Source organism: Luteibacter sp. P1_D3 (genome assembly GCF_056406135.1).
This window is the reverse complement of sequence record NZ_JBFUAT010000019.1, coordinates 1-20,545: the sequence shown is the minus strand read 5'-3', so window position 1 is coordinate 20,545 and position 20,545 is coordinate 1. Positions and strand designations below refer to the sequence as shown.

The window sequence follows — 20,545 nt, the reverse complement described above, 5'->3', positions numbered from 1 at the left end:
CCTTCACCGGTGTGAACCGGCCGCGCCATGGCGCATCAGAGCGTCATGACGACCTTGCCGATGGCACCGCGGCTTTCAAGGAAAGCATGCGCCTTCGCGCCGTCACGCAGTGGAAACGTGCCGGCGATCGTCGGCACGAGGGTGCCCTTGCGGATGAGCTCGAACAACTCGGCGGCTCGCTGCCGGCGAACCTCGGCGCTGACCAGCACGTTCCACAGATCGCCACCGGTGAGAGTGAGCGAGCGGTCCATCAACAGGCGCGGATCGACAGGGTCCGGGTCGCCGGCGGCCATGCCATAGAAGACCACCGTGCCGCCCGTACGTGTCGCCGCCAGACTTTCGCCAAGCGTGCGGCCTACCGAGTCGTAGGTCACGTGCACGCCAGCGCCTGCGGTGGCGTCCTGCACGCGCTCGACGAGGTCGTCGTAGCCCATGACCATGTCCGCGCCGGCGCGTCGCGCCGCGTCACGCTTGGCGTCCGACGAAGCCACACCGATCACCAGGACACCCTTCGCGCGCAGCATCTGCACGAGTAGCAGACCGACGCCGCCTGCCGCTGCGTGTACGAGGGCGATCTGCCCCGGCTGCGGCTGGGAGCTAACGGTCACCAGGTACTGCGCGGTGAGCCCCTGGAGCAGGACCGCCGCGGCCGTTTCGGAGGCAATGTCATCCGGCAAGGGAATCAGCTTGTCGATGTCGACCGCGACCAGCTCCGCGTTGGCGAACGGCATGTCCGCGAAGCCCACCCGCGAACCTTGCGGGTAGGGGCTGCCCGGCGAGGCCACGACGCCAGCGCCTTCATAGCCCAGGATCCACGGCGCCTGCCCCGACAGATGGTAGGTACCGTTACGCCGATACACGTCCGCGAAGTTCAGGCCCACGGCCTGCGTGCGAACCAGTACCTGCCCGGGCCCGGGAACCGGGTCGGCGATGCTGTCCCAGCGGAGGACGTCGGTGCCGCCAAAGCGGTCGAACAGGAGGGCTTGCATGGTGGACCGGAGCCTTGTGACGGGACGTGGGCGGTATGTTAGGGCAGATGTCGCTCCGCGCGCCCGGCCGGCGTATAACCCGGGAAACATTCCTAATCGCCACGCCTGGGGATTCCATGAACAGCCATGCCTCTTTGCAGCACGCCAGGGGAAGTTTCAACGTCGAGGTGAAGCCGCAGACGCCGGACAACCCCGCCGCCGAGGGGTCCGGGCTGGCTCGCCTTTCCCTGCAGAAGCAGTTTCACGGTGACATCGACGGTAGCAGCCAGGGCGAGATGCTGGCGGCCGGTGATGGCAAGACCGCGGGCGGCTACGTGGCGCTGGAAAAGATCAGCGGCACGCTGGGCGGCCGCAAGGGCAGCTTCGTGATGATCCATCGCGCCCTCATGGTCGGCGGCGTTCCGACGGAATGGACCATCGATGTCGTTCCCGAATCGGGTATGGACGAGCTGAAGGGGCTCAGCGGTTCGATGAAGATCATCATCGCCGACGGCAAGCACCACTATGAGTTCGCCTATTCCCTGTAGGAGGCAAATGCTCTTAGGCCAGGGCGCCGGCGTATTTGCGACAGTGTTCGAGATACCCACCCTCATGCGCCTGGACCAGCTCGACCACGCTGCGCCATAGCCACGAGGGTGCGTCGATATTCTGCGGACGGTTGCGTGCCAGTTCGGCGAGCCAGCTCTTGCGCTGCTCGCGACTCAACTGGGCGGCGTGCGCTCGCCCGACCACGTTGCCGAGGTAACGAGCGACCTCCATCGCATCGTCGGGCGCCATCTGCTCGAGGTCGATCTTGAGATCCTGTGGGCGCAGTTCACGAACGAACACCGTCTTTCCCTGGATACGCGAGGCCATCATGCGCTGGCCGAGATTGGGGGCGAGATGGAGCGCCCCTTCCTTCACCCGGAGGGCGTTGTCTCGCGGCATATCGGCGGTCGCGCTTCGTGGTGCGGCAGCACGCAGGGCCTCCTTGATGTCCACCAGGCAGAGTTCCTTACGGCCGCTGACCCGCATCAGCAGCGCGTAGCGCAGTCGTCCCAGGGAGCTGCAACCCTTCACCCAGTACTTCGCGTCGACCAGTTCGACCCTGGCATCGTCCGCGCGGTGCACGAGCTGGGTGACCAGTTTCTGCATGCCGTCGCTCGAGGCGAGCGTCTCCAGTTCGGCGCGCTCCTCGTCGGTGACGGGCCAGAAGTGGCGGCCCAACGGAATCGTCGGTTTTGCGCCTTCGATGCGATCGGCGGCAAGGTGTTTCCACCGCCGCCGGGTCGCTGCCTTCATGACCAGGCTGATGCAGGACGGACGCGCCACGAGCCGGTACTCCTTGCGACCACTGCCCATGGCCCGTTCGTAGCCGTCGATCAACTGCTCCACCATGCGTGCCGTTATCACACCGGGAAGATCCGAGCCGCGCGCGGCGGTGGCGAGGGAGACTGCCAGCCGCACGATGTCGTGCGCGGGATTGCCCATGACGGTCTGGTCGAGATCGCGGATCTGGATGTCGATGCCGCCGTTGTTGTCGGCCACCGGACCGATGTTGCTGACGTGACAATCGCCGCAGATCCAGATGTCCGGACCCGTTGGCAGCGTGCGGCCGGCTTGCTCCAGCCAGTCGTAGAACTGGATGGTATTGCCGCGGACGAAGGCGTGCGCGGAGCGCGCCATTTTCAGATTGCGTAGCGCGGTGAGATTTTCTGCGCGGTCCTGTGGTTCGACGATTCCCTTGGCTGGCATGACGCGCCTCGTAAGTTCTTGCGCATCGGTGGTGAGCGCGGATAACGAGAAAGCGTGTCGTGGGAGGCGTGAAGTTGCTGCGATCAGTTGGGGGGGCGGGTGGAGACCAGGCGGAGGAAGGCTTCGTGTTGGTAGCGGCTCATGCGCAGCTTCTGTCCCGTGTCCATGGTGACGACGTGGTGGCCGTTGAACCACGGATGGATAGCCTGCACGCGGCGGACGTTGATGATGGCGGAACGATGGATGCGCGCGAACTGGTTGGGGTTGAGGCGTTCGGCAAGACCGGCCATGGTTTCGCGTAGTTCGTACTGGCGGTCGGCAAGGTGGATCTGAACGACATTGCCATCGGCCTTGATCCAGACGATATCGCCGACATCGACGAAGGCCACGTGTTCATCGGTACGTACGGGAATGCGCTCCAGGTAGTTATCGCGCTGACGCAGTGCGTCGAGTACCTGCTGCATGCCGGAGCCTCCTGCCGCCTGGACGGCTGCAGCAGAGAGTCGCGCCTTCGCACGCTGCAAGGTCTCGGTGAAACGCTGCCGGCTGAAGGGCTTGACGAGATAGTCCACGGCGTTCGCTTCKAAGGCCTTGACGGCGTAGTGCTCGAAGGCCGTCACGAAAACGGTGGCCGGCATGCGGGCCGCGCCGATGGTCGCCACCACGTCCATGCCGTGGATGCCCGGCATCTGGATGTCGAGAAAGACCAGATCCGGCGATTGCTCGCGTATCGCCTTGACCGCCGATACGCCGTCACCGCATTCGCCGAGTACCTCGATATCCGTGTCGTCTCGCAAGAGCCGCACGATGGCGCTGCGGGCCAGCGGCTCGTCGTCGACGACCAGGGCGGTGACCGTCATGCCGTGACGACCTCGGGCGCGTCGTCGATCTCTTCGATCTCGCGATACGGCAACGCGATGCGACAGACCACGCCCTCCGGCCAGATCATGTCCAGGCGCACCTGGGCCGCGTCGCCGTAGAGCTCACGAAGGCGCAGCGCCGTATTCGACAGCCCGATGCCGTGCCCGTTCGCCTTGCCGACGGACTGCCCGTCCTTTTCCAGCGTGCTGTTGCGGTTGCGCACCTCGATGCGCAAGGTGTCGCCATCGCGACGACTCTCGATCTCGACGCAGTCGACGCCCAGGCGCTCACCGATACCGTGACGGATCGCATTCTCGACGATCGGCTGGAGGATCAGGCTGGGCACGGCACAGTCGAGCGTGTCGGGCGCGACGTAGATGCGCGTCGTCAGGCGATCCTTGAAACGCATCTGCTGGATGCCGAGGTAAAGATCCAGCAGCACCAGCTCCCGCCGAAGGCTGATTTCCTGGCCGTCGTAATCTTCGAGGAAGGCGCGCAGCAGGTCGCTCAGGCGCAGCAACATGTCTTCCGCGGACAGTGCGTCTTCCTTGAGCAAGGTCGCGATGGCATGCAGTGTGTTGAACAGGAAATGCGGCTGCAATTGGGACTTCAAAGCCTGCAGCCGCGACTGCGCGAGTTCGGTGGCCAGACGGCCTGCCTCGACGTCACGGCGCGTCTTCTCGTCGTGGTAGTGCATGGCCTGCTGGATCGCGAACAGGGCCCAGTAGGTCAACAAGCCCGTCGCGAAGTGCTGGCCGACGAACTGGTTCAGCTGCTCGCCCAGCGAGCTTCCTTCGGTGAACATCGAAACGAAGGCGCCGGCGACCTGCGCCAGCATCGTCACGCCCAGGCTCAGTGGCAGTTGCATGCCCAGGCCACGCAGGCGCACCGGCGGACGGATGGGATAGCGCGCCGCCAGGCGGAAGACCAGCGGCGCCAGCGCGGCCCAGGTGTACCACTGGATGAGCGACCAGCGCAGATAGTCGAAGGCACCCCAGGTGTGTCCRGTGAGTTCGTCCTGCAGGTAGCGCTGCTGCGCGAAGACCACCGCCACGATCGTCCATAGGCCGACGTAACGGGCGAGTCCGATCTGTGTGCTGCCGAGGCGAACCTTCATGGCGATGCGTCCGGGCGGAGATAGCGACCCATGGTAGGCCCCGCCCCGGATGGCGGGAAGCGTGACGTATGGCCCACTACGATTGGTCCGCGCGTCACGACGATTCATCACAAAAGTCTTTTCGAGGAGTCGTCGGCAACGTTCCCTGAGGCCTCCCACAGCCACGGAGAGCCCTCATGCGCACGTATCCGGTCCAACTCGTCTTCGCCCTCATGGCGCTGGCCGTCCTCACTGCGGCGGCACCAGCCCTGGCCGCCGACCGCCAGCCCCGCGAACAGGCTGGCCGCCTCTTTCGCATCGTCAATGCCAGCTTCGACAGCGTCACCGCGCTCGAGATCGCCGACGATTCAGCCAGTGGCTACCAACCCATCCATCTGGGCGAGCCACTCCAGGGCGGGCTCACCTCGACCACGGTACGGCTACCCGACGGCGCCTGCCTCCGTGATGTGCGAGCGACGTTTCGTGACGGACGAACCGAGGTCTACCGCGCCATCGACGTCTGTAAGTCGACCGGGCTTCGCCTGTCCGCCCACGGCCTACCAGCCGCGCACTAGGGTGATCGTGATTTCCAGCATGATCAGGACGACGATGGCGATCTCCAGCAGCTCCACGCGGCGGCTGGATGCCTCTTCGTACAACGCGGCGTAGGTGTCGCGGATGATCGCGAGCTTGCGGTCCACCGACGCGCCGAGCGTCGGCACGCGAAACAGGCCCAATGCGGTGCTGTAGACGCGCGCCAGGTACACGTCCTCGGTGACCTGCAAGGCGTTGTCCACGCGTTCGGTCAACTCGGTGACCTCGGCGACGAGTGTGTACAACCGGCGCGCCAGGTTGGCGAAGCGCCGCGAGGCGAAGACCGAGGCAGCGCCGCGCGCGTTTTCCACGCGGTCGTACATGCGCGGCAGCTCGTCGTCGAGCAAGGTGTCGTAGTAGCGGAATTCGACCAGCTGGGCATTGGCAACCTCGATCACATCGGCGACGTCCGAATCGCGGCGGGGCTCGTAGATGAAGGCTCGGTCCCAGGTAAGCACCACCAAGTCGTCCGCGTAGTAGGAGAAGCTGCGCGACATCAGTTCCTTGCGTGCCGCCGGTGAGAGACGTCGCTTCTCGCCGGAGAGCAGGCTGGTCAGGTCGACGCGCTCCTTCAGCGCCGTGACGTCCATCGGCTCGTCGAACGCATGCACCGTGCCGATCAGGTAGTCCTCTTCGAGCGACGCATCGATGGCGGGACGATCCAGCGCAGGCGAGATGATGTCGCGTACACGGGCGAGCAGATCGGTCCAGAAGGTGGCCGGCGCCTCGGCGCCGAGCAGGCGGTCGAGGCCGTCGAAATCGGCAACGAACTGGTTCCACGGCTGGTCCTTGACCTTGACGCGCGCCGCCAGCGCCGCCACGCCGAAGTCGTAGAGGCGGACCGAAAGATCGAGCGTCACCGCCGTCGAGCCCAGCGCCAGCTCCGTCTGGCCGAGGGCAAGCCACAGGGGGGCCACGCCGAAAGCCACGGCCTTGGGCGGTGTGCTGCTCAGGTGCGAGCGACTGAACGCACTGCTGGCCCGGGCGGCCCAGAGGGTTTCGGCCTGCACGAGGTCGATGGTGTAAGCAATGTCGATCAACCGCAGCGCGGTCAGCTCGCCAGACGAGACAATCGGTTCCTGGGACGTCACCGGGGCAACCTGAAGCAAAAGACGACCCAGTCTAGACCCGGTTCGTGACACTCGGGCGGGTGAGTCACGACCCAGCGCCGTCAGTGGCGCTTTGTGCAAGAGGTTATGGCTGCGCCACGCTAGCGTGGGAAGGTATGCTGGGCCACGACCCGGCCGTCCCCACCCTGCTCCGGAGCTCCCCATGTTCGTCATTCGCCATGCCGCCGACCGTGGCCACGCCAACCACGGCTGGCTCGATTCGCACCACAGCTTCTCGTTCGCCGATTACCGGGACGAGGACCACATGAACTTCGGGCCGCTTCGCGTCATCAACGAAGACCGCGTCGCCGCCGGTGCCGGTTTCGGCACGCATTCCCATCGCGACATGGAAATCATCAGCTACGTGCTCGAAGGCGAGCTGGCCCATAGCGACTCCATGGGCAACAAGGTGGTGATCCGCCCCGGCGAAGTGCAGATCATGTCCGCGGGTAGCGGGGTGACGCACGCCGAGGAAAATCACGCCGACACGCTCACCCACTTCCTGCAGATCTGGATCATCCCCAACGCGCTGCACCTCAAGCCCGGCTACGAGCAGAAAACATTTCCGGACAGCGAGAAGCGCGGCAAGCTCCGCCTCGTCGCCAGCCAGCGTGGCGAGCACGAATCGGTGACCGTGCACCAGGACGTCCGCATCTATGCCGGCCTGTTCGGTCCGGACGAAACCGCGCATCACACGATCGACTACGAGCGCCTGGTCTACGTGCATGTGGTACGTGGCACGGTGCATGTCAACGGCCATCYGCTGTCGGCGGGCGATGCGGCAAAGATCACCGCCGAGGATCGCGTGGTGTTCAGTGACGGCGTCGACGGCGAAGTCCTGCTGTTCGACATGGCGCCACTGGACTGACGCCTATGCCCGCACCGGCACCGATGACCGATCGCGACCCGCTGGTCGTCCTGCTCACCTTGCTGTCGCTCAGCACCGGCATCGTCGATGCGACGAGCGTGCTCGGCCTCGGCAAGGTGTTCGTGGCGAACATGACGGGCAACGTGGTGTTCCTGGGTTTTGCGGCGGCGGGCGCCCCGGGATTCCACTGGGAACTGTACGTTCTCGCCCTGCTTGCTTTTGGCTTCGGTGCGGTGGCGTCCGGACGGCTCGGCAGGTCGCCCATCGCGCGCAGTCGTCGCCGCTGGCTCGTCATCGCGGCCGCGGTCGAAGCCGGTCTGCTGTGGACCGCAGCCGCCTGCGCGTTTGCCGCGCCGTCGGACGCCGCCGCCTGGCTGCACTATCTGCTTATCGCACTGGTCGCCGTTGCGATGGGCTCACGCAACGCGACGGTGCGCCAGCTGAATGTGCCGGACCTGACCACCACCGTGGTCACCCGGACCATTACCGGGCTGGCCGCCGACTCACGTCTCGCCGGTGGGCCCGGGCGCAATCTCGGTCGCCGGTTGCGCGCGATCCTAGCCTTGTTCGCCGGTGCGGCACTGGGCGCCTTCATGGTGCTGCGATGGGGGCTTGCGCCACCGCTCGCGCTGGCTGGTGCGACGGTACTGATCTTTACACTGACCCTCGCAAAGGACGAAGTGCAGGGTTGACGCTAACCAGGTATCAGCGGCGCAGCCACGACCGGATCCTTGCCAGGATGCCGGGCGGTTTCCAGTAGGCGAGATGCGCCGGCACGCGCAGACGGACGAAGGTGCCTTTCCCTGGCGCGCTCGAGGTTCGCAGGTCGGCGGCCAGTCGACCGGCTCGTTCGCGCATGCCAACCAGGCCCCACCCAGATCGCTGATCCTGCGGCTCGCCGCTGTCGACCGGCATGCCCACGCCATCGTCGCGGACCGATAGCTCGAAGTACCGCGCATGGAAATCCAGCGTGACCGTCACCGTGAGCGCATTCGAGTGACGGAACGCATTACTCAGCAGTTCCGAGGCGATCGCGTAGATATCTTCTTCAGCCGGGGCACAAAGCGCGTGCGCGATCCCACGGATGTCGAGAACCAACCGGCTCGACTGGCCATCGCCCAGTGCCGCGGCGAGCCGCTGGATACGTTCGGGAAAATCGTGGACGGGCGCTCGCTCGTCACGCAGCCGGGAGACCTTGTCACGCCCTTCCTCCACGGCCAGTTGGGTGACTTCCATGGCCTTTTGCAGCTTGGACCGCGCATCGGGGTCGCTTACGGCCTTCGATGCCAGGTGCACGCGCAGGAGCAGCGCATGCAGGTTCTGCAGCAAGGTGTCGTGGAGGTCCCTCGCAATGCTCTCGCGCTCGATCGACCGCGCGCTCATGAGGATGCGCAGGCTTCGTACCCTGATGCGGTAAAGCAGCCAGAGCAGCGCGGCGGCTACGACACCACCCAGCAGCCGGAACCACCATGTCTGGTAGAACGCCGGTGCGATCGAAAAATCGGCCGATGCCACGGTCGTCGACCAGACGCCGTCGCCGTTGGCCGCCTTGACCTCGAAGCGATAGGAACCCGGCGCGAGGTTCGCGTAGCTGATGCGCCGGTCCGATGTTTCCTGCCAGGCGTCGGAACCCGAGTCGAGAAGACGCAGCATGAAGCGCGCTTCGCCCGGCCGGTCCAGCACCGCAGCGGTGAAATCGATATCCACGCGTCGCGTCGTGCCTGGCAAGAGCAGTGCCTGCGCACTCACCGGCACCTCGTTGATCGCATCGATCACCGGCGTGGGCGGGACATCGTTGCGGGCCACGCGCAGGGTGTCGATCCGGGACACGCCGCGCGCCGATGCCACATACAGCGTGTGGCCATCCGTACTGGCCAGGGACGGACCGCTGTATGCCTTGGTGATGCCCTGCCTTCCATCCTGGTCGTCGAAGCGCTCGAACCGCACCCTCGTTGTCGGCGACGTGGACCATGCGCGCATCTCGTCCGCGGAGACCCGGTAAAGGCCACGCACGGCGTTCAACCAGAGTTCGCCGTCCGCCCGCTGCCAGATGCCGGAGACGTTGCTGAATCGCTCGCCGCCCGCGCCCGTGAGCGTGGCGAACCGTCCATGATTCAACCGCTGCACGCCGAGCTCGCCACCGACCCAGACGCTATCCGCGGAGGTCGGGTGCAACGACAGGACGTTACCGACGGCCAGACCGTCGGCCTGGCCCAGAACGGACACCGTCATGCCGGGCTCGTTGACGCGCGCGAGCCGGTTCGACGTGTAGCCGATCCATACCGTGTCGCCCTTCGCAGCCATCGCCGTCGGTGGCGCCTCGTGGCCGGGTAGTCCGGGAATCTGCTTCTGGCTGAGCCACGCGCCGTGATCCAGGCGCCAGGTTCCCATGTAGCCGAGCCACAGCACGCCACCGTCGGTTACGGCCATCGTGTTGCTTCCTACCCGCATGGACTTGAGCAGCGCAAAGTCCGGCGGAAGCGGCACGGCCGTCGCCGCGCCGCGGTACACGCGCGCCAGCCCCTCAGGCCCGAGACCCCAGACCGCCCCATCCGTCGCCACCGCGAGTCGCTGCACGCGGCTACCGAGGTCCCGACGGGATGCTTCCCGATGAGGTTCGGCAGCCTCCTCGTAGCGCACGACAGGCATGTCCGAGAGCGAATCGATCCAGAGGCCGCCTGTCGCGTCGGCGAGAATGGACGGCGTATACGCCGCCGGGTGGAGGGCCAGGGGAACCAGTTTGCCGACCCTGAAACGGTCGATACCCCCGCTTGTCGTCACCCAGATCGCACCGTCCCGATCGACGAACGCGTTCTCGGCTTCCTGGCCGGTGAGTCCGTCCTCGCGCTTGACCCACTCCTCGATCGGCGCTTCCGCGGCAGGCGTATCCACCGGCCAGTGCAAACGCACGAGGCCGCGAAAGGTCGGAATCCACAGGGCACCCTCGGCATCGACCTGCTCGTCGCTGGTCAGGTCGGTGGGACGCCACGAGGTTCCGGGCCGGTCCAGCATCGCGTCCTTCGCCGCCTCCAGCGTATCCGGAACGAAACGCGCGGCGCCCGGGTCATGGCGATACGCCTTCTGCTCGGTGAGCAGCCAGATCCTCTGGTGCCGGTCGCCATACACCTGGAACAGCGGCTCCTTCGGCGTGCCGTCCGCCTCAGGTGTGTAACGCCGCCATGTCCCATCTCGGAAGCTTTGTGCGCCGGAGACCGTGATCACCCAGAGCGTGCCGTCGCGGGTCTGCGACAGGTACATCACGGTGGCGCGCAGAAGGGTCGGTGGCGCGTACGTGGTGACCGCACCATCCCGGGCGATATGCGTTACCGAACCGTAGCGATCGCCGGTCCAGAGCGAGCCGTCGCTGGCCGCATAGAGGGCCGTGATCGGCGTGGCCGGAAGCTGGTCGGCAAACATGCGGACGAAGCGGACCCCGTCGAAGCGAGTCAGGCCTTCCTCGCTGCCGAACCAGAGGAAGCCGTCGCGATCCTGCGCGATGGCGCGAACGCCCAGGGGCGCGCCATCCTTCGTCGTAAAGGTCGTGTGTGCCCACTGATCGAGGGAGAGGAACGGTCGAGCGATACTGCCCGTGGTAACGAGGCAACCGACGGCGAAGAGCACGACCACCCGCCATACAAACCGCGAACGGTTCGCCAGGGCCTGCACGTTCAGGGGCATCGACGATCTCTGGGTAGCCGGCCCTGAAATATAGCGGCTAATCCTGCTGAGCACGGACACTCCCGTGCTCGTCTGCCACTAGCTGCTGGCGCGAGCGCCTTGGTTGGCGCGGGCGATGCGCCGGCCGGCCGGCGTGATCTTCCAGTACTCGTCCGCCTCCCTGACCACCAGCCCGAGCCGGGCCAGACGGGCACACGCGGCGCAGTCCAGGTGACCGACAGCGAGAAAGCGGGTGTCGTCGAGCTGGCGCAGCGTGGCGACATCCAGCTCGTCGAGTGAGTTCGACGGCGATTTGTGATCGGCGTCGCGTTGTGATCGCTGCTGCTCTGGCATACGTTCTCCCTGTCCCTAGGCCATCATGGCGTCGGCGGGAGGACCCGATATAGGCATTTCCGGGAAATTGCCGAATTTGCGCTGGGATCGACGGCCTGGTTCAGGAGAGCGAGCTGTCCAGCACCCTGGCCCCGGTGATGATCATGCGCAGCATCTGCGAGATCTCCTCGATCAGCGCCGGATCGCGCTCGGGCGGCTGGTCCATGGCCACGGCGCCCATGGCGAAGACCAGGCGCGTGATCGCCTTGGACACCAGCGCGGGCTCATGGAGCCTGGCGCCTTCGGCGGCGGCCAGCCGGATCAGGTCGACCCGCAGCTCGTCCTCGAAGTAGCTGAGCTCGCGCTCGACGGCCTGCTTGAACGCGTCCGAGCCCACCGCGCCCTCGCGCAGGAGCACGTGCAACAGCTTGTCGTCCGCACGCAACTGTTCCATGAAGGTCTCGACCGAGACGCGAATCACGCTGCGATCGGTGGACGTCGCGCGCTCGCGGGCCTGGCCGATGATCGTGCGCAGAGAGCGGCCGGCCAGGTCGATCAGGGCGATGGCCAGCTCGTCCATGTCGCGGAACTGACGATAGAAGCTGTTAGGCGAGATACCGGCCTCCCGCGTCACCTCGCGCAGGCTCACCGTCGACAGGCTGCGATGCGGGCCGATCAGCTTGAGGGCCGCCACGATCAGGTCCTCGCGCGCGATCGCCGTTTTCCGCGGCGGCGGGAGGTCGGATGACGGGGTCAGGATGATCGAGGTCATGGGAGGGCGGCAGCGGGCGTGGCCTGAATCATAACCCGATGCCGAGAATGCACAACTGTATACACAGGTGTGCGTGCATGCGTATAGTGATCCCATGAATGCGATCCTCGCCCCCCGGCCCCTGTGGCCCGTCCGCCTGGCCCGACGCGTGGTCTCACCGGCCCTGTTCGACTTCTGGTCGACCCGGATCAATCCCCTGTGGACGCTGGAGCAGCCGCTGGCCCGGCTCGTTTCCCGCGTGCAGGCCAGTCGGGACGCGGTCACCCTGGTGCTGCGGCCCAATCGCCACTGGCAGGGCATGCATGCCGGCCAGCATGTCAATCTTGGCGTGGAGATCGAAGGCAGGCGCCTGCAGCGCAGCTACAGCCCGACGGTCCTGGACGACGGCAGCCTGGCCATCACGGTCAAGGCGATCACTGGTGGCCTGGTCAGCGGCCATCTGGCGCGCGATGCGCGCATCGGCACGGTGGTCTCGCTGGATACGGCCTTCGGCGACATGGTGCTCCCGAGCGAGACCGACAACCTGCTGCTCCTCGCGGGCGGCAGCGGCATCACGCCCATGCGCGCCCTGCTTCGTTCGCTGGCCGGGCGTGGTATGCCGGTCGATGTGGACCTGATGGTTTGGGCGCGCCGACGCGACGAGTTGTGCTTTGTCGACGAGCTGGACGCGTTGGCCGCGGCGCACCCACGCCTGCGAGTGAGCTACCTGATCACCCGCGACGACGTCTCGCCCGATTCACGTATCGACACCGTTTCGCTCGATGTCATCACCGCGCTGGCCGGACGTCGCGTCCTCGCCTGCGGTCCCGGCGGCTTCGTACAGGCGGCTCGCAGCCGCCTCGAGGGTCAGGTCGCGCATTTCGCAGCCGAAGCCTTCAGCGTACCGGCTCGCGTCGACGGTGACGAAGGCGAGGTGCAGGTGCACCTCGCACGCAGTGGCCGCACGCTCAGCCTGCCTCGCGGCAGGTCCCTGCTGGAAGGCCTCGAGGCGCAGGGCATTCGTCCGCCCCACGGCTGCCGCATGGGCATCTGCAATACCTGCGCCTGTGGCCGTCAGTCCGGCACCACGCGTCAACTCCTTACCGGTGACCTCAGCAGCGAACCTTCTTCGCAAGTGCGCTTGTGCATCAGCGCGCCGAGCACCGACCTGATCCTGGACCTCTGAGTATCCTTATGAGCCGTGTCCGCAACCGCCCCCTCTCGTCCGCCGAGCTCCAGGCTTTCGGCGATGAACTCGACGCCATCCGTGCCCGGGTCACCGCCGACATCGGCGAGCGCGATGCGAAGTACATCCGACGCATCGTCGCCTCGGTGCGCTGGTGCGGCGTCGCCGGCCGCGCACTGCTTTTCCTCGGGGCCTTCGTGCACAGCGTGCTGATCCCCGCATGGATCGCCGGCGTCGTACTGCTGGCGCTGTCCAAGATCCTCGAGAACATGGAGCTGGGCCACAACGTCATGCACGGCCAGTACGACTGGATGAACGATCCGAAGCTCAACGGCCATACGTATGAGTGGGACATCGTCGCGACCGGCGAAAACTGGCGCAAGACGCACAACTTCCAGCACCACACCTATACCAACGTCCGCGGCATGGACGACGACATCGGCTATGGCTTGCTGCGTATCTTCCCCGAGCAGCGGTGGCGCCCGTTCTACCTGATGCAGCCGTTGATCGCGATGATCTTCATGGTGCTGTTCCAGTGGGGCGTGGCCATACAGGAGCTTCGCGTGGGTCGCTGGTTCGCCGGCAAGAAGTCGACGGCGCAGATGCGCGAGGATTTCCGCCCGGTGCGCCGCAAGATGGGTCGTCAGCTGCTCAAGGACTATGTCGTGTTCCCGCTGCTGGCCGGACCGTTCTTCCTGCCCGTCCTGCTGGGCAACATGCTCGCCAACACCCTGCGCAGCATCTGGACCTTCGTCATCATTTTCTGCGGCCATTTCACCGCCGAGGCCGAGGTGTTTCCGAAAGAGTCGATTCGTAATGAATCGCGCGGCCACTGGTACCTGCGGCAGTTACGCGGCTCGTCCAACATCGCCGGCGGCAAGCTGCTGAATGTGTTGTCGGGCAACCTCAGCCACCAGATCGAACACCACTTCTACCCCGACCTGCCGGCCAATCGTTACGCCGCGATCGCCGTGGAAGTGAAAGACATCTGTGCGCGCTATGGGCAGAACTACAACACGGGCTCCCTACCCCGTCAGTTCGGCCAGGTCATCTGGCGCATCTGGCGGCACGCGCTGCCCAGCCGTCCCGGCCGGAAGCTGCGGGCGAGCGAGCCGGCGCTTCAGGGCGGCTGAGCGCTACCCAGGCAGAGACCATGATCAATGCCTGGGCGTCAGGCTGTGCAGGCGACGCATGCTCGCCAACAGGCGGTGGAAGATATCCGCATGCGAATCCGCATGCACCGGCAGGTCCTTGAACGCTTCGGACGCGATCGCCTGGAAGGCGACGAGTCCGTCCAGCATGTCCTGCCCCGCTGCGGGGTTGGCCTGCAGGATCGGTGTCAGTGCCGCCTTGGGCACCCAGGCGACCGAGACATGACCGATAGCGCAGAGCTTGATGGGCACGCTCTCACCGGTGAGGATGCCCGCCCTGCCCACGGCATCACCCGGCGACAGGCGCGCAATCTCGACGTACCGCCCGGCGTGCTCGGCCAGGAGACAGGCCACGCCGGACGTGACGATGTATAGCGCGCGGCGCTCATCCGGGCAGGTTGTGCCCACTTCGTAGATCATCTGGCCCGGTTCGAACTGCTTGCGCTCCATCGCTTCGGCGAGCTGCGTCAGCTCCGCTTCGCTCAGCGCCCGGAACATGTCGATCTCGCGGAGCAGGCTCACCGCGTCACGGGAAAGATCGTGCACCGGCTCGCCCGACGACAGCGGGATGCCGTTGGCGAGGAAATGCCGGTGGATCTGGTCGATCAGTTGATTGCGCACCTTGACCTTCGCACTCATCGCATCGACGTAGACGACCACGCGATAATCGACGTGTTTTCCGCGCAGACCGACAGCGGTGACGGTCGGCGCAGGCGTAACGAGAATGCCGCGAGTGCTGGTCACGGCATCCGTCAGGGCGGCGATGACGGTCGCCGGTCGCGCGTGGGTGGTGACCTGGACAGGCACATCCACACCGTGCGTCTTTTCCGGGCGGCTCTGGTTGATGATATTGGACTTGGCCGCGGAACTGTTTGGGACGATGACGGTATTGCCGTCGCCATTGAGCAGGGTCGTCGCCCGCCAATTGCTCTCGATGACCTCGCCCTGGATATCGCCGATGGTCACGGAGTCGCCGATGCCGAAAGGCTCGGTCGCGCTGAGCACGACGCCGGAGAAGACATCCGCCAGCGTGCTCTGCACGGCGAGGCCGATCACGATAGCCACGGCACCCGAGGTGGCGAGAAGGCCGCTGATCGGCATGTTGACGACGAAGCCCAGGCCGGCCACCAGCGCGCCGGTGAACGTGAGCGCCTGGACCACGTCACGAAAGAGTTTCTCGCGCAGTCCCTGCGGCAGGATGAAGGCGCTCATCAGCGCGGTGGCGATCTGCGCGAACTGCAACCACCAGGTCAGCTCGAGCACCTGGGCCAGGAAGTGCCGGAACGGATCGTCCTTCCACGGTGCCTCGGCGAACGGCACCATGCCGTGGGTCCAGAGGACATAGGACAGCAGGAGAAACAGCGGTATCCGTACGAACGTGTGTCCCTTGCGGCCACCAAAGCGAAGGAAGCGCCACGACAGGAAGTCGAGGACGAGGACACCGACGCCGAGCAGCATCGCGCTATCGAGGAAGGTCACGTGTCATGCACCTGGGCTTGGATGGCGGCGTCCGTGCCTTGAGACTGGCTCAGCCATCCTTTCACGGAATGGTTCAGTGATCCAGCCCGTGATCCCTCAGGGTCAGTGAAATATCGAAGCGCCAGATGTTGCGCGAACCGTTCTCGGGTGAGGACAGGCGGCGCTGCAGCGAAGCCAGGTCGTCCCGCGCCTTGGGATAGCGCGGACCGTCCGAGCGATTGCTCGAAAGATACAGCTCACCGAACACGCGGCCGGGTGCGGGCGCGATATCCAGGGCGGCACTGTTGATGTCGCCCGGCAGCCGCTCGGGCTTGCCCCATTGACCATCGGCCCCGCGGAAACTGATGTAGATATCCGTACTGCCGACCGAATCGCCCTCGTTCCCGGAGTAGACGAGGTAGCGCTCCTGGGGGTCGATGCCCGGGTCCATGCGATTCTTCGTCGCGTCGCCCAGATCGAGGCGCTCGGGCGCCGCGTATCCCGACGCCGTGCGACGCGCCACGTACACCTGGTAGAACTTGCCCGAGTCCGCACGGTGCGCGGAAAAATAGATGTTGCCGTTTGCCGCGATAGAGGGATTGTAGATCTGCGCGCCGTCGTTGAGCTCGCCATCCACGTGCGTGGCCGGTCCCCATTGGCCGTTGGCTTGCTGTTCCACGTACCACAGGTTGGTACCGGGGAATGGCTTGCCGTCTATCTCGGCGACCAGCGACGCGTCGCCTGCCTTCACCGGACGGTTCGACACGAAGTAGAGGCGCTTGCCGTCGGGCGAGATCGCCGGCTCGGAATCGTGCCATTGACCGGAGAACGGCGCGACCTTCGGTAGCGACCATTGTTTCCCGTCACGATGCGAGACCAGGATCGTGTCGTCCTTCTCGGCGAAGTCGGAACGCATGAAATACACGGTCTTTCCATCGGGCATCATCGCCGCCGAGGTTTCTTGCAGCCCCGTGGAAACGATGCCCGGGGCGAGCAATTCACCGGCCATCGCCGTGGCGCCGATCAGGCCGAGAAAGAGGGTGGTCGTCAGGATGTACGTGCTCGATCGCATGACTGCGTTCCTTGTCGCAAGGTGGGTTTGACCCTGTCGACGATGCGCCTGCACGAACGACTCCGCATGCACAATGTGATCGATGGTGTGCGGTCAGGGACGAGCGGTGGGCAACGTGGTGCGAGCGGTCAGCTCATGCCGAGCGCATGGCGTGCGCTGGCGCGGAAGCGACGACTCAGGTTGAGTCGCGTACCGTCATGCAGCACGACTTCGGCACTGCCCTGGAACAGGGGATGGACCTCGGCAATGCGATCGACGTTCACCACGATGCCACGGTGGATGCGGAGGAACCGCGCAGGATCGAGCGTCGCCAGCAGGCCGGTCAGTGGCTCGCGGTGCAGGTACGAGGTACCCGCCGCATGGATGCGTACGTAGTTGCCATCGGCACGGATCCAGTCGATGTCAGAGGTCGCGATGATGCGGATGTGCTCGCCGCTGGGAACGCTGATGCGTTGCAGGTACACCGTCGGTGCAGGCGTCGGCGCCATGTTCAGGCCCTGCCAATGCTGCCGCACCCGGCACATGGCCTGGTCGAAGCGAGCCTGGTCGATCGGTTTCAGCAAATAATCGATGGCATTCGCATCGAACGCCCGCAAGGCGTGCTGCCCGTACGCCGTGGCGAAGACGACCATGGGCAGGCTGCTGCGTTGCATGCCATGCAGCAACCGGAAGCCGTCCATCCCCGGCATGCGGATATCCAGGAACAAGAGCTCCGGCTCGAGCGCCGCGATCGCCTGCTTCGCTTCGGCGGCATTGCCACATTCGCCGACGATGGCGATGTCCGGATGCGAGGCGAGCGCCTGGCGCAGCGCGAGACGAGCCAGCACTTCATCGTCGACCAGCAGCGCGCGGATAGCGGGCGTGCTCATGCCGCCTGCTCCCGGTACGGAAAGCGCATTTCGACACGCGTACCGCCGTCGGGTCGCCGCGACAGCTCCAACGTGGCCGAGCCGCCGAAGAGCATGTCCAGGCGGGTTCGCGTGTTGCCCAGACCGATGCCGTCTGTAGGGCCCTCCGGTGGCAGGCCAAGCCCGTCGTCGTCGACCTGCACGTGCAAATCGTCGCCATCCCGGCGCGTCAGGATATGCAGGGTGCCGCGCTCCGGTTTGTCCAGCAACCCATGGCGCAGCGCATTCTCCACGAGCGGCTGCAGGATCATGTTCGGCACGAGGGCGTGAACGGTATTGCCTGCGACATCCATATGCGTGATCAAACGATCCTGGAAGCGCACCTGCTGGATGCCGAGATAGCACTCGAGGAACTCGATCTCACGCGAGAGCGGCACCTGTTGCGAGTGGCGCTCTTCCAGGGTGAGACGGAGGAAATCGCTCAGGCGCGAAATCATCAGTCGTGCCTGCATCGGGTCGGCAAGTGCGAGCGCGGAGATGGCGTTCAAGGTATTGAAGAGAAAATGCGGTTGCAGCTGCACGCGCAGGGTCTGCAGCTGGGACTGCACCAGCTGCGTCTCCAGATGCGAGTTACGCAGTCGCTCATCGCGCAGGCGCTGCTGCGAATGGATCGCGCGAAGCAGCACGAGCAAGACGCCGTAGGTGATGAAGCCCAGATGGGCGTTGTAGACGAACTGCATGCGCACGAAGGCGGCAAACGTCATGTCCTTCATCGACGCCGACGGCCCGCAGATCGCCCAGTAAAGCGACAGGGTCAGCGACACCTGTATCGTCGCCAGCATCAGCCCTGCCGGCACATGGATGGCGAAGAACTTTCCCCAGCTCCCTCGCGCCGCGGTCCGACCGAGCCAGGCGACCAGGGGGGTCAGGAACATCCACAGGTAGAAGTCGAGAAAGGTCCACACGAGCGGCCGGAACCAGCCGCCCGGATGGCCTTCAGCGCGGGCGGAGACGACCGAACTGGCCGCATAGGAAACCGCCAGCACGGTCCACACGGCCCACACCAGCGTCCATTTTTTCCACGTTGGCCATGTCATGGGATCGGTCACGACGTTTTTCCCGGCGGAGCGCGCCAAGTATGCGAGTCGCTCCACGTCGAGAACAGTGCCGTCAGTCGGGTGCATGGTCGAACGCTACGTCAAACGCCCCTTCGCGTCGTGCGCGACAGGATGGACGGCACCGTCCGAGGGACGAGCGGTCCGAAACCCGTGTCGAACGGTTACCGTTACAGCGAACGAATGAAGGTCACCCACCCGCTCGCCGCCGGGGTGAACGCGATCGGCCCGGTGATCACCATGCTGACCATGATCGTCGAGACGCCCCAGAGGTAGGCCGGGTGCACGCGGCGGCGGATGATGACGTCGTAGATCGGCCCGGCCAGACCAAACGCCAGGATCGCAGCAAACATCACCATCGGCGCCGCGCGGCCGAACGATTCCATCGGCAACAGCCTTCCGAGGCCCGGGCCAAGAATCGATATGGTCGCGCAGAGCATCAGCCGCTTGTGCCACTCGGCTTTCTTGCGCAGCTTCACGCCAGCCGCAACCAGGCCGCCGAAGACCGCGATGCCTATCGTGTTCATCACCAGGAACAGCGGCGCCGGGAAGAAGGAAGGCATGTGATTGGAGTGGATCGCGTAGAACGTCGCCGCCAGCCCCATGAGCACCATCGCGGCGGCAAGTCCTGCTCCGATCCATCCAACCCGGCGATGAAGCTTGAGCGAGCCGCGTGCGACGATCGCCGGTTGCGCGACGAAGAGCACGATCCACAGGGTGAATACCATGCCGTGAATGGCGAGAAGCAGCGGAAATTTCGGTCCGGCCGCGACATCGTCCGGTACCGTCGTGGAGAATCCGCCGATGATCACCGCCGCCATCGCCAGCGACATGACAAGGTAAAACGGTGGCCGCACGACCCTCGACGAGGTCCGGCCAATGTCGACGCTGCTCATTCCTTATCCCCGGGCTAAGTGCCACGGACGAGCCTAGCGACGATCCGGCCCCGCCGGTAGCACCCAAAAGTCCGATACGGCGAGCTATGTCGCAAGGATTACTGCGACGCCCGGCGCCCGTGCAGGGCCGCGATGATCCGTGCGACCACTTCGCCTATGCCGGTGCCGCCGTTGACGCTGATGCCCAGGCGCGCGACCACCAGGTGCTCCGACGGCACGATCACGATGTACTGGCCGAACGCGCCCCTGGCGAAAAACATGTCCTTCGGCAGTTCGGGCAGGCCCCAGGGCGCGTCCCAGACCGGCACGGTGCCCTCCCCGACCAGGTTCGTCCAGAAGCCCGCGCCATAGCCGGTATCGAGCGTCTGCGAATGGCTGTATGCCACCCAACCCTCGGGCAGGATCCGCCGGCCTTCGACGACGCCGTCGTCCAGATAGAGCTGGCCGAAGCGGGCGAAGTCACGGGTAGACGCGTACACATGGCTCGACCCGACCGGGGTGCCGGCCACATCGGTCTCGATGACCGCGTGACGCATGCCCAGCGGCGCGAAGAGCTCGTTGCGAACGAAGGTTTCGGCCGCCACGGCGTCGCGGGCACCGGCGGCATCCATGGCGACGCGCGATAGCAGCACGTAGCCGAGATTGCTGTACGCCCATGCGGTGCCAGGCGTGTGGATCAGGGGTACGGTTTCCGCGTACCTGGCCATGTCGCTTTCCAGGAAGAACATGCGCGTCATCGAGTTGAGCGGACCGTCGGTCTCGTCGAAAGGCAGGCCGCTGTCCATACGAAGCAACTGGTCGACGGTGACGTCCGGATAGGCCGATAG

The 20,545-nt window shown here is 65.5% G+C and carries 20 protein-coding genes; 6 read left to right on the top strand and 14 right to left on the bottom strand.

Annotation, left to right across the window (positions count from 1 at the left end; translation table 11 throughout):
• Positions 1-35: 35 nt before the first annotated feature.
• On the bottom strand, positions 36-989 hold the full coding sequence (locus AC1DYM_RS13215) for a quinone oxidoreductase family protein (protein ID WP_477339001.1): 954 nt from the start codon (positions 987-989) through the stop codon (positions 36-38).
• A 116-nt stretch (positions 990-1,105) separates the two neighbouring features.
• Here AC1DYM_RS13215 and AC1DYM_RS13210 point away from each other — a divergent pair, with 116 nt between their 5' ends.
• Positions 1,106-1,516 (top strand): DUF3224 domain-containing protein, encoded by a 411-nt coding sequence (locus AC1DYM_RS13210; protein WP_477338999.1) that lies wholly within the window; start codon positions 1,106-1,108, stop codon positions 1,514-1,516.
• A gap of 13 nt (positions 1,517-1,529) precedes the next feature.
• On the opposite strand, the gene AC1DYM_RS13205 is transcribed toward AC1DYM_RS13210, so the two are convergent.
• The 3 genes from AC1DYM_RS13205 to AC1DYM_RS13195 all read right to left on the bottom strand — a co-directional run bounded on the left by AC1DYM_RS13205 (position 1,530) and on the right by AC1DYM_RS13195 (position 4,701).
• The gene (locus AC1DYM_RS13205; RefSeq protein ID WP_477338997.1) at positions 1,530-2,723 is read right to left on the bottom strand and encodes a DUF2252 family protein; all 1,194 of its coding nucleotides are present in this window, start codon (positions 2,721-2,723) and stop codon (positions 1,530-1,532) included.
• 83 nt (positions 2,724-2,806) lie between these two features.
• The gene (locus tag AC1DYM_RS13200; RefSeq protein ID WP_477338995.1) at positions 2,807-3,583 is read right to left on the bottom strand and encodes a LytR/AlgR family response regulator transcription factor; all 777 of its coding nucleotides are present in this window, start codon (positions 3,581-3,583) and stop codon (positions 2,807-2,809) included.
• A complete protein-coding gene (locus AC1DYM_RS13195; protein ID WP_477338993.1) occupies positions 3,580-4,701 on the bottom strand; it encodes a sensor histidine kinase in 1,122 nt (373 codons plus the stop codon). Before AC1DYM_RS13195 ends, AC1DYM_RS13200 begins: the two co-directional genes overlap by 4 nt.
• Positions 4,702-4,877: 176 nt before the next feature.
• On the opposite strand from AC1DYM_RS13195, the gene AC1DYM_RS13190 reads away from it, so the two are divergent.
• The gene (locus AC1DYM_RS13190; RefSeq protein WP_477338991.1) at positions 4,878-5,255 is read left to right on the top strand and encodes a hypothetical protein; all 378 of its coding nucleotides are present in this window, start codon (positions 4,878-4,880) and stop codon (positions 5,253-5,255) included.
• Here the strand turns inward: AC1DYM_RS13190 and AC1DYM_RS13185 are convergent.
• Positions 5,238-6,365, bottom strand: coding sequence for a hypothetical protein (locus AC1DYM_RS13185; RefSeq protein WP_477338989.1), 1,128 nt, complete (start codon positions 6,363-6,365; stop codon positions 5,238-5,240). The genes AC1DYM_RS13190 and AC1DYM_RS13185 overlap by 18 nt on opposite strands.
• Before the next feature lie 181 nt (positions 6,366-6,546).
• On the opposite strand from AC1DYM_RS13185, the gene AC1DYM_RS13180 reads away from it, so the two are divergent.
• Together AC1DYM_RS13180 and AC1DYM_RS13175 are read left to right on the top strand one after the other, a co-directional pair.
• A complete protein-coding gene (locus AC1DYM_RS13180; RefSeq protein ID WP_477338987.1) occupies positions 6,547-7,251 on the top strand; it encodes a pirin family protein in 705 nt (234 codons plus the stop codon).
• Positions 7,252-7,256: 5 nt separating this feature from the next.
• Positions 7,257-7,943 carry a YoaK family protein gene (locus AC1DYM_RS13175; protein WP_477338985.1) on the top strand — a complete coding sequence of 229 codons (687 nt, stop codon included), beginning with the start codon at positions 7,257-7,259 and terminating at the stop codon, positions 7,941-7,943.
• A 13-nt stretch (positions 7,944-7,956) separates the two neighbouring features.
• Here the strand turns inward: AC1DYM_RS13175 and AC1DYM_RS13170 are convergent, their stop codons facing one another.
• From AC1DYM_RS13170 to fabR, 3 genes are all read right to left on the bottom strand, one after another.
• Positions 7,957-10,929, bottom strand: coding sequence for a sensor histidine kinase (locus AC1DYM_RS13170; RefSeq protein ID WP_477338983.1), 2,973 nt, complete (start codon positions 10,927-10,929; stop codon positions 7,957-7,959).
• A 78-nt stretch (positions 10,930-11,007) separates the two neighbouring features.
• Entirely contained in the window at positions 11,008-11,262 is a 255-nt protein-coding gene (locus tag AC1DYM_RS13165) for a hypothetical protein (RefSeq protein WP_477338981.1), read from the bottom strand.
• A gap of 100 nt (positions 11,263-11,362) precedes the next feature.
• Positions 11,363-12,013 (bottom strand): HTH-type transcriptional repressor FabR, encoded by a 651-nt coding sequence (gene fabR, locus AC1DYM_RS13160; RefSeq protein WP_046967561.1) that lies wholly within the window; start codon positions 12,011-12,013, stop codon positions 11,363-11,365.
• Between the two features lie 94 nt (positions 12,014-12,107).
• On the opposite strand from fabR, the gene AC1DYM_RS13155 reads away from it, so the two are divergent.
• Positions 12,108-13,178, top strand: a complete 1,071-nt coding sequence (locus AC1DYM_RS13155; protein ID WP_477338979.1) for a ferredoxin reductase — start codon at positions 12,108-12,110, stop codon at positions 13,176-13,178.
• An 8-nt stretch (positions 13,179-13,186) separates the two neighbouring features.
• Entirely contained in the window at positions 13,187-14,311 is a 1,125-nt protein-coding gene (locus AC1DYM_RS13150; protein ID WP_477338977.1) for a fatty acid desaturase family protein, read from the top strand.
• 24 nt (positions 14,312-14,335) lie between these two features.
• On the opposite strand, the gene AC1DYM_RS13145 is transcribed toward AC1DYM_RS13150, so the two are convergent.
• The 6 genes from AC1DYM_RS13145 to AC1DYM_RS13120 all read right to left on the bottom strand — a co-directional run.
• Positions 14,336-15,808 carry a mechanosensitive ion channel domain-containing protein gene (locus tag AC1DYM_RS13145; protein WP_477338975.1) on the bottom strand — a complete coding sequence of 491 codons (1,473 nt, stop codon included), beginning with the start codon at positions 15,806-15,808 and terminating at the stop codon, positions 14,336-14,338.
• A gap of 73 nt (positions 15,809-15,881) precedes the next feature.
• Entirely contained in the window at positions 15,882-16,859 is a 978-nt protein-coding gene (locus AC1DYM_RS13140) for a TolB family protein (RefSeq protein ID WP_477338973.1), read from the bottom strand.
• 128 nt (positions 16,860-16,987) lie between these two features.
• Positions 16,988-17,728, bottom strand: coding sequence for a LytR/AlgR family response regulator transcription factor (locus tag AC1DYM_RS13135; protein WP_477338971.1), 741 nt, complete (start codon positions 17,726-17,728; stop codon positions 16,988-16,990).
• Positions 17,725-18,816: a sensor histidine kinase gene (locus AC1DYM_RS13130; RefSeq protein ID WP_477338969.1), complete on the bottom strand. Its 1,092-nt coding sequence runs from the start codon at positions 18,814-18,816 to the stop codon at positions 17,725-17,727. The genes AC1DYM_RS13135 and AC1DYM_RS13130 overlap by 4 nt, the downstream gene beginning before the upstream one ends.
• Before the next feature lie 176 nt (positions 18,817-18,992).
• A complete protein-coding gene (locus AC1DYM_RS13125; RefSeq protein ID WP_477338967.1) occupies positions 18,993-19,643 on the bottom strand; it encodes a hypothetical protein in 651 nt (216 codons plus the stop codon).
• Between the two features lie 173 nt (positions 19,644-19,816).
• A partial coding sequence (locus tag AC1DYM_RS13120; protein ID WP_477338965.1) for a serine hydrolase domain-containing protein occupies positions 19,817-20,545 on the bottom strand: 729 nt, incomplete at its 5' end.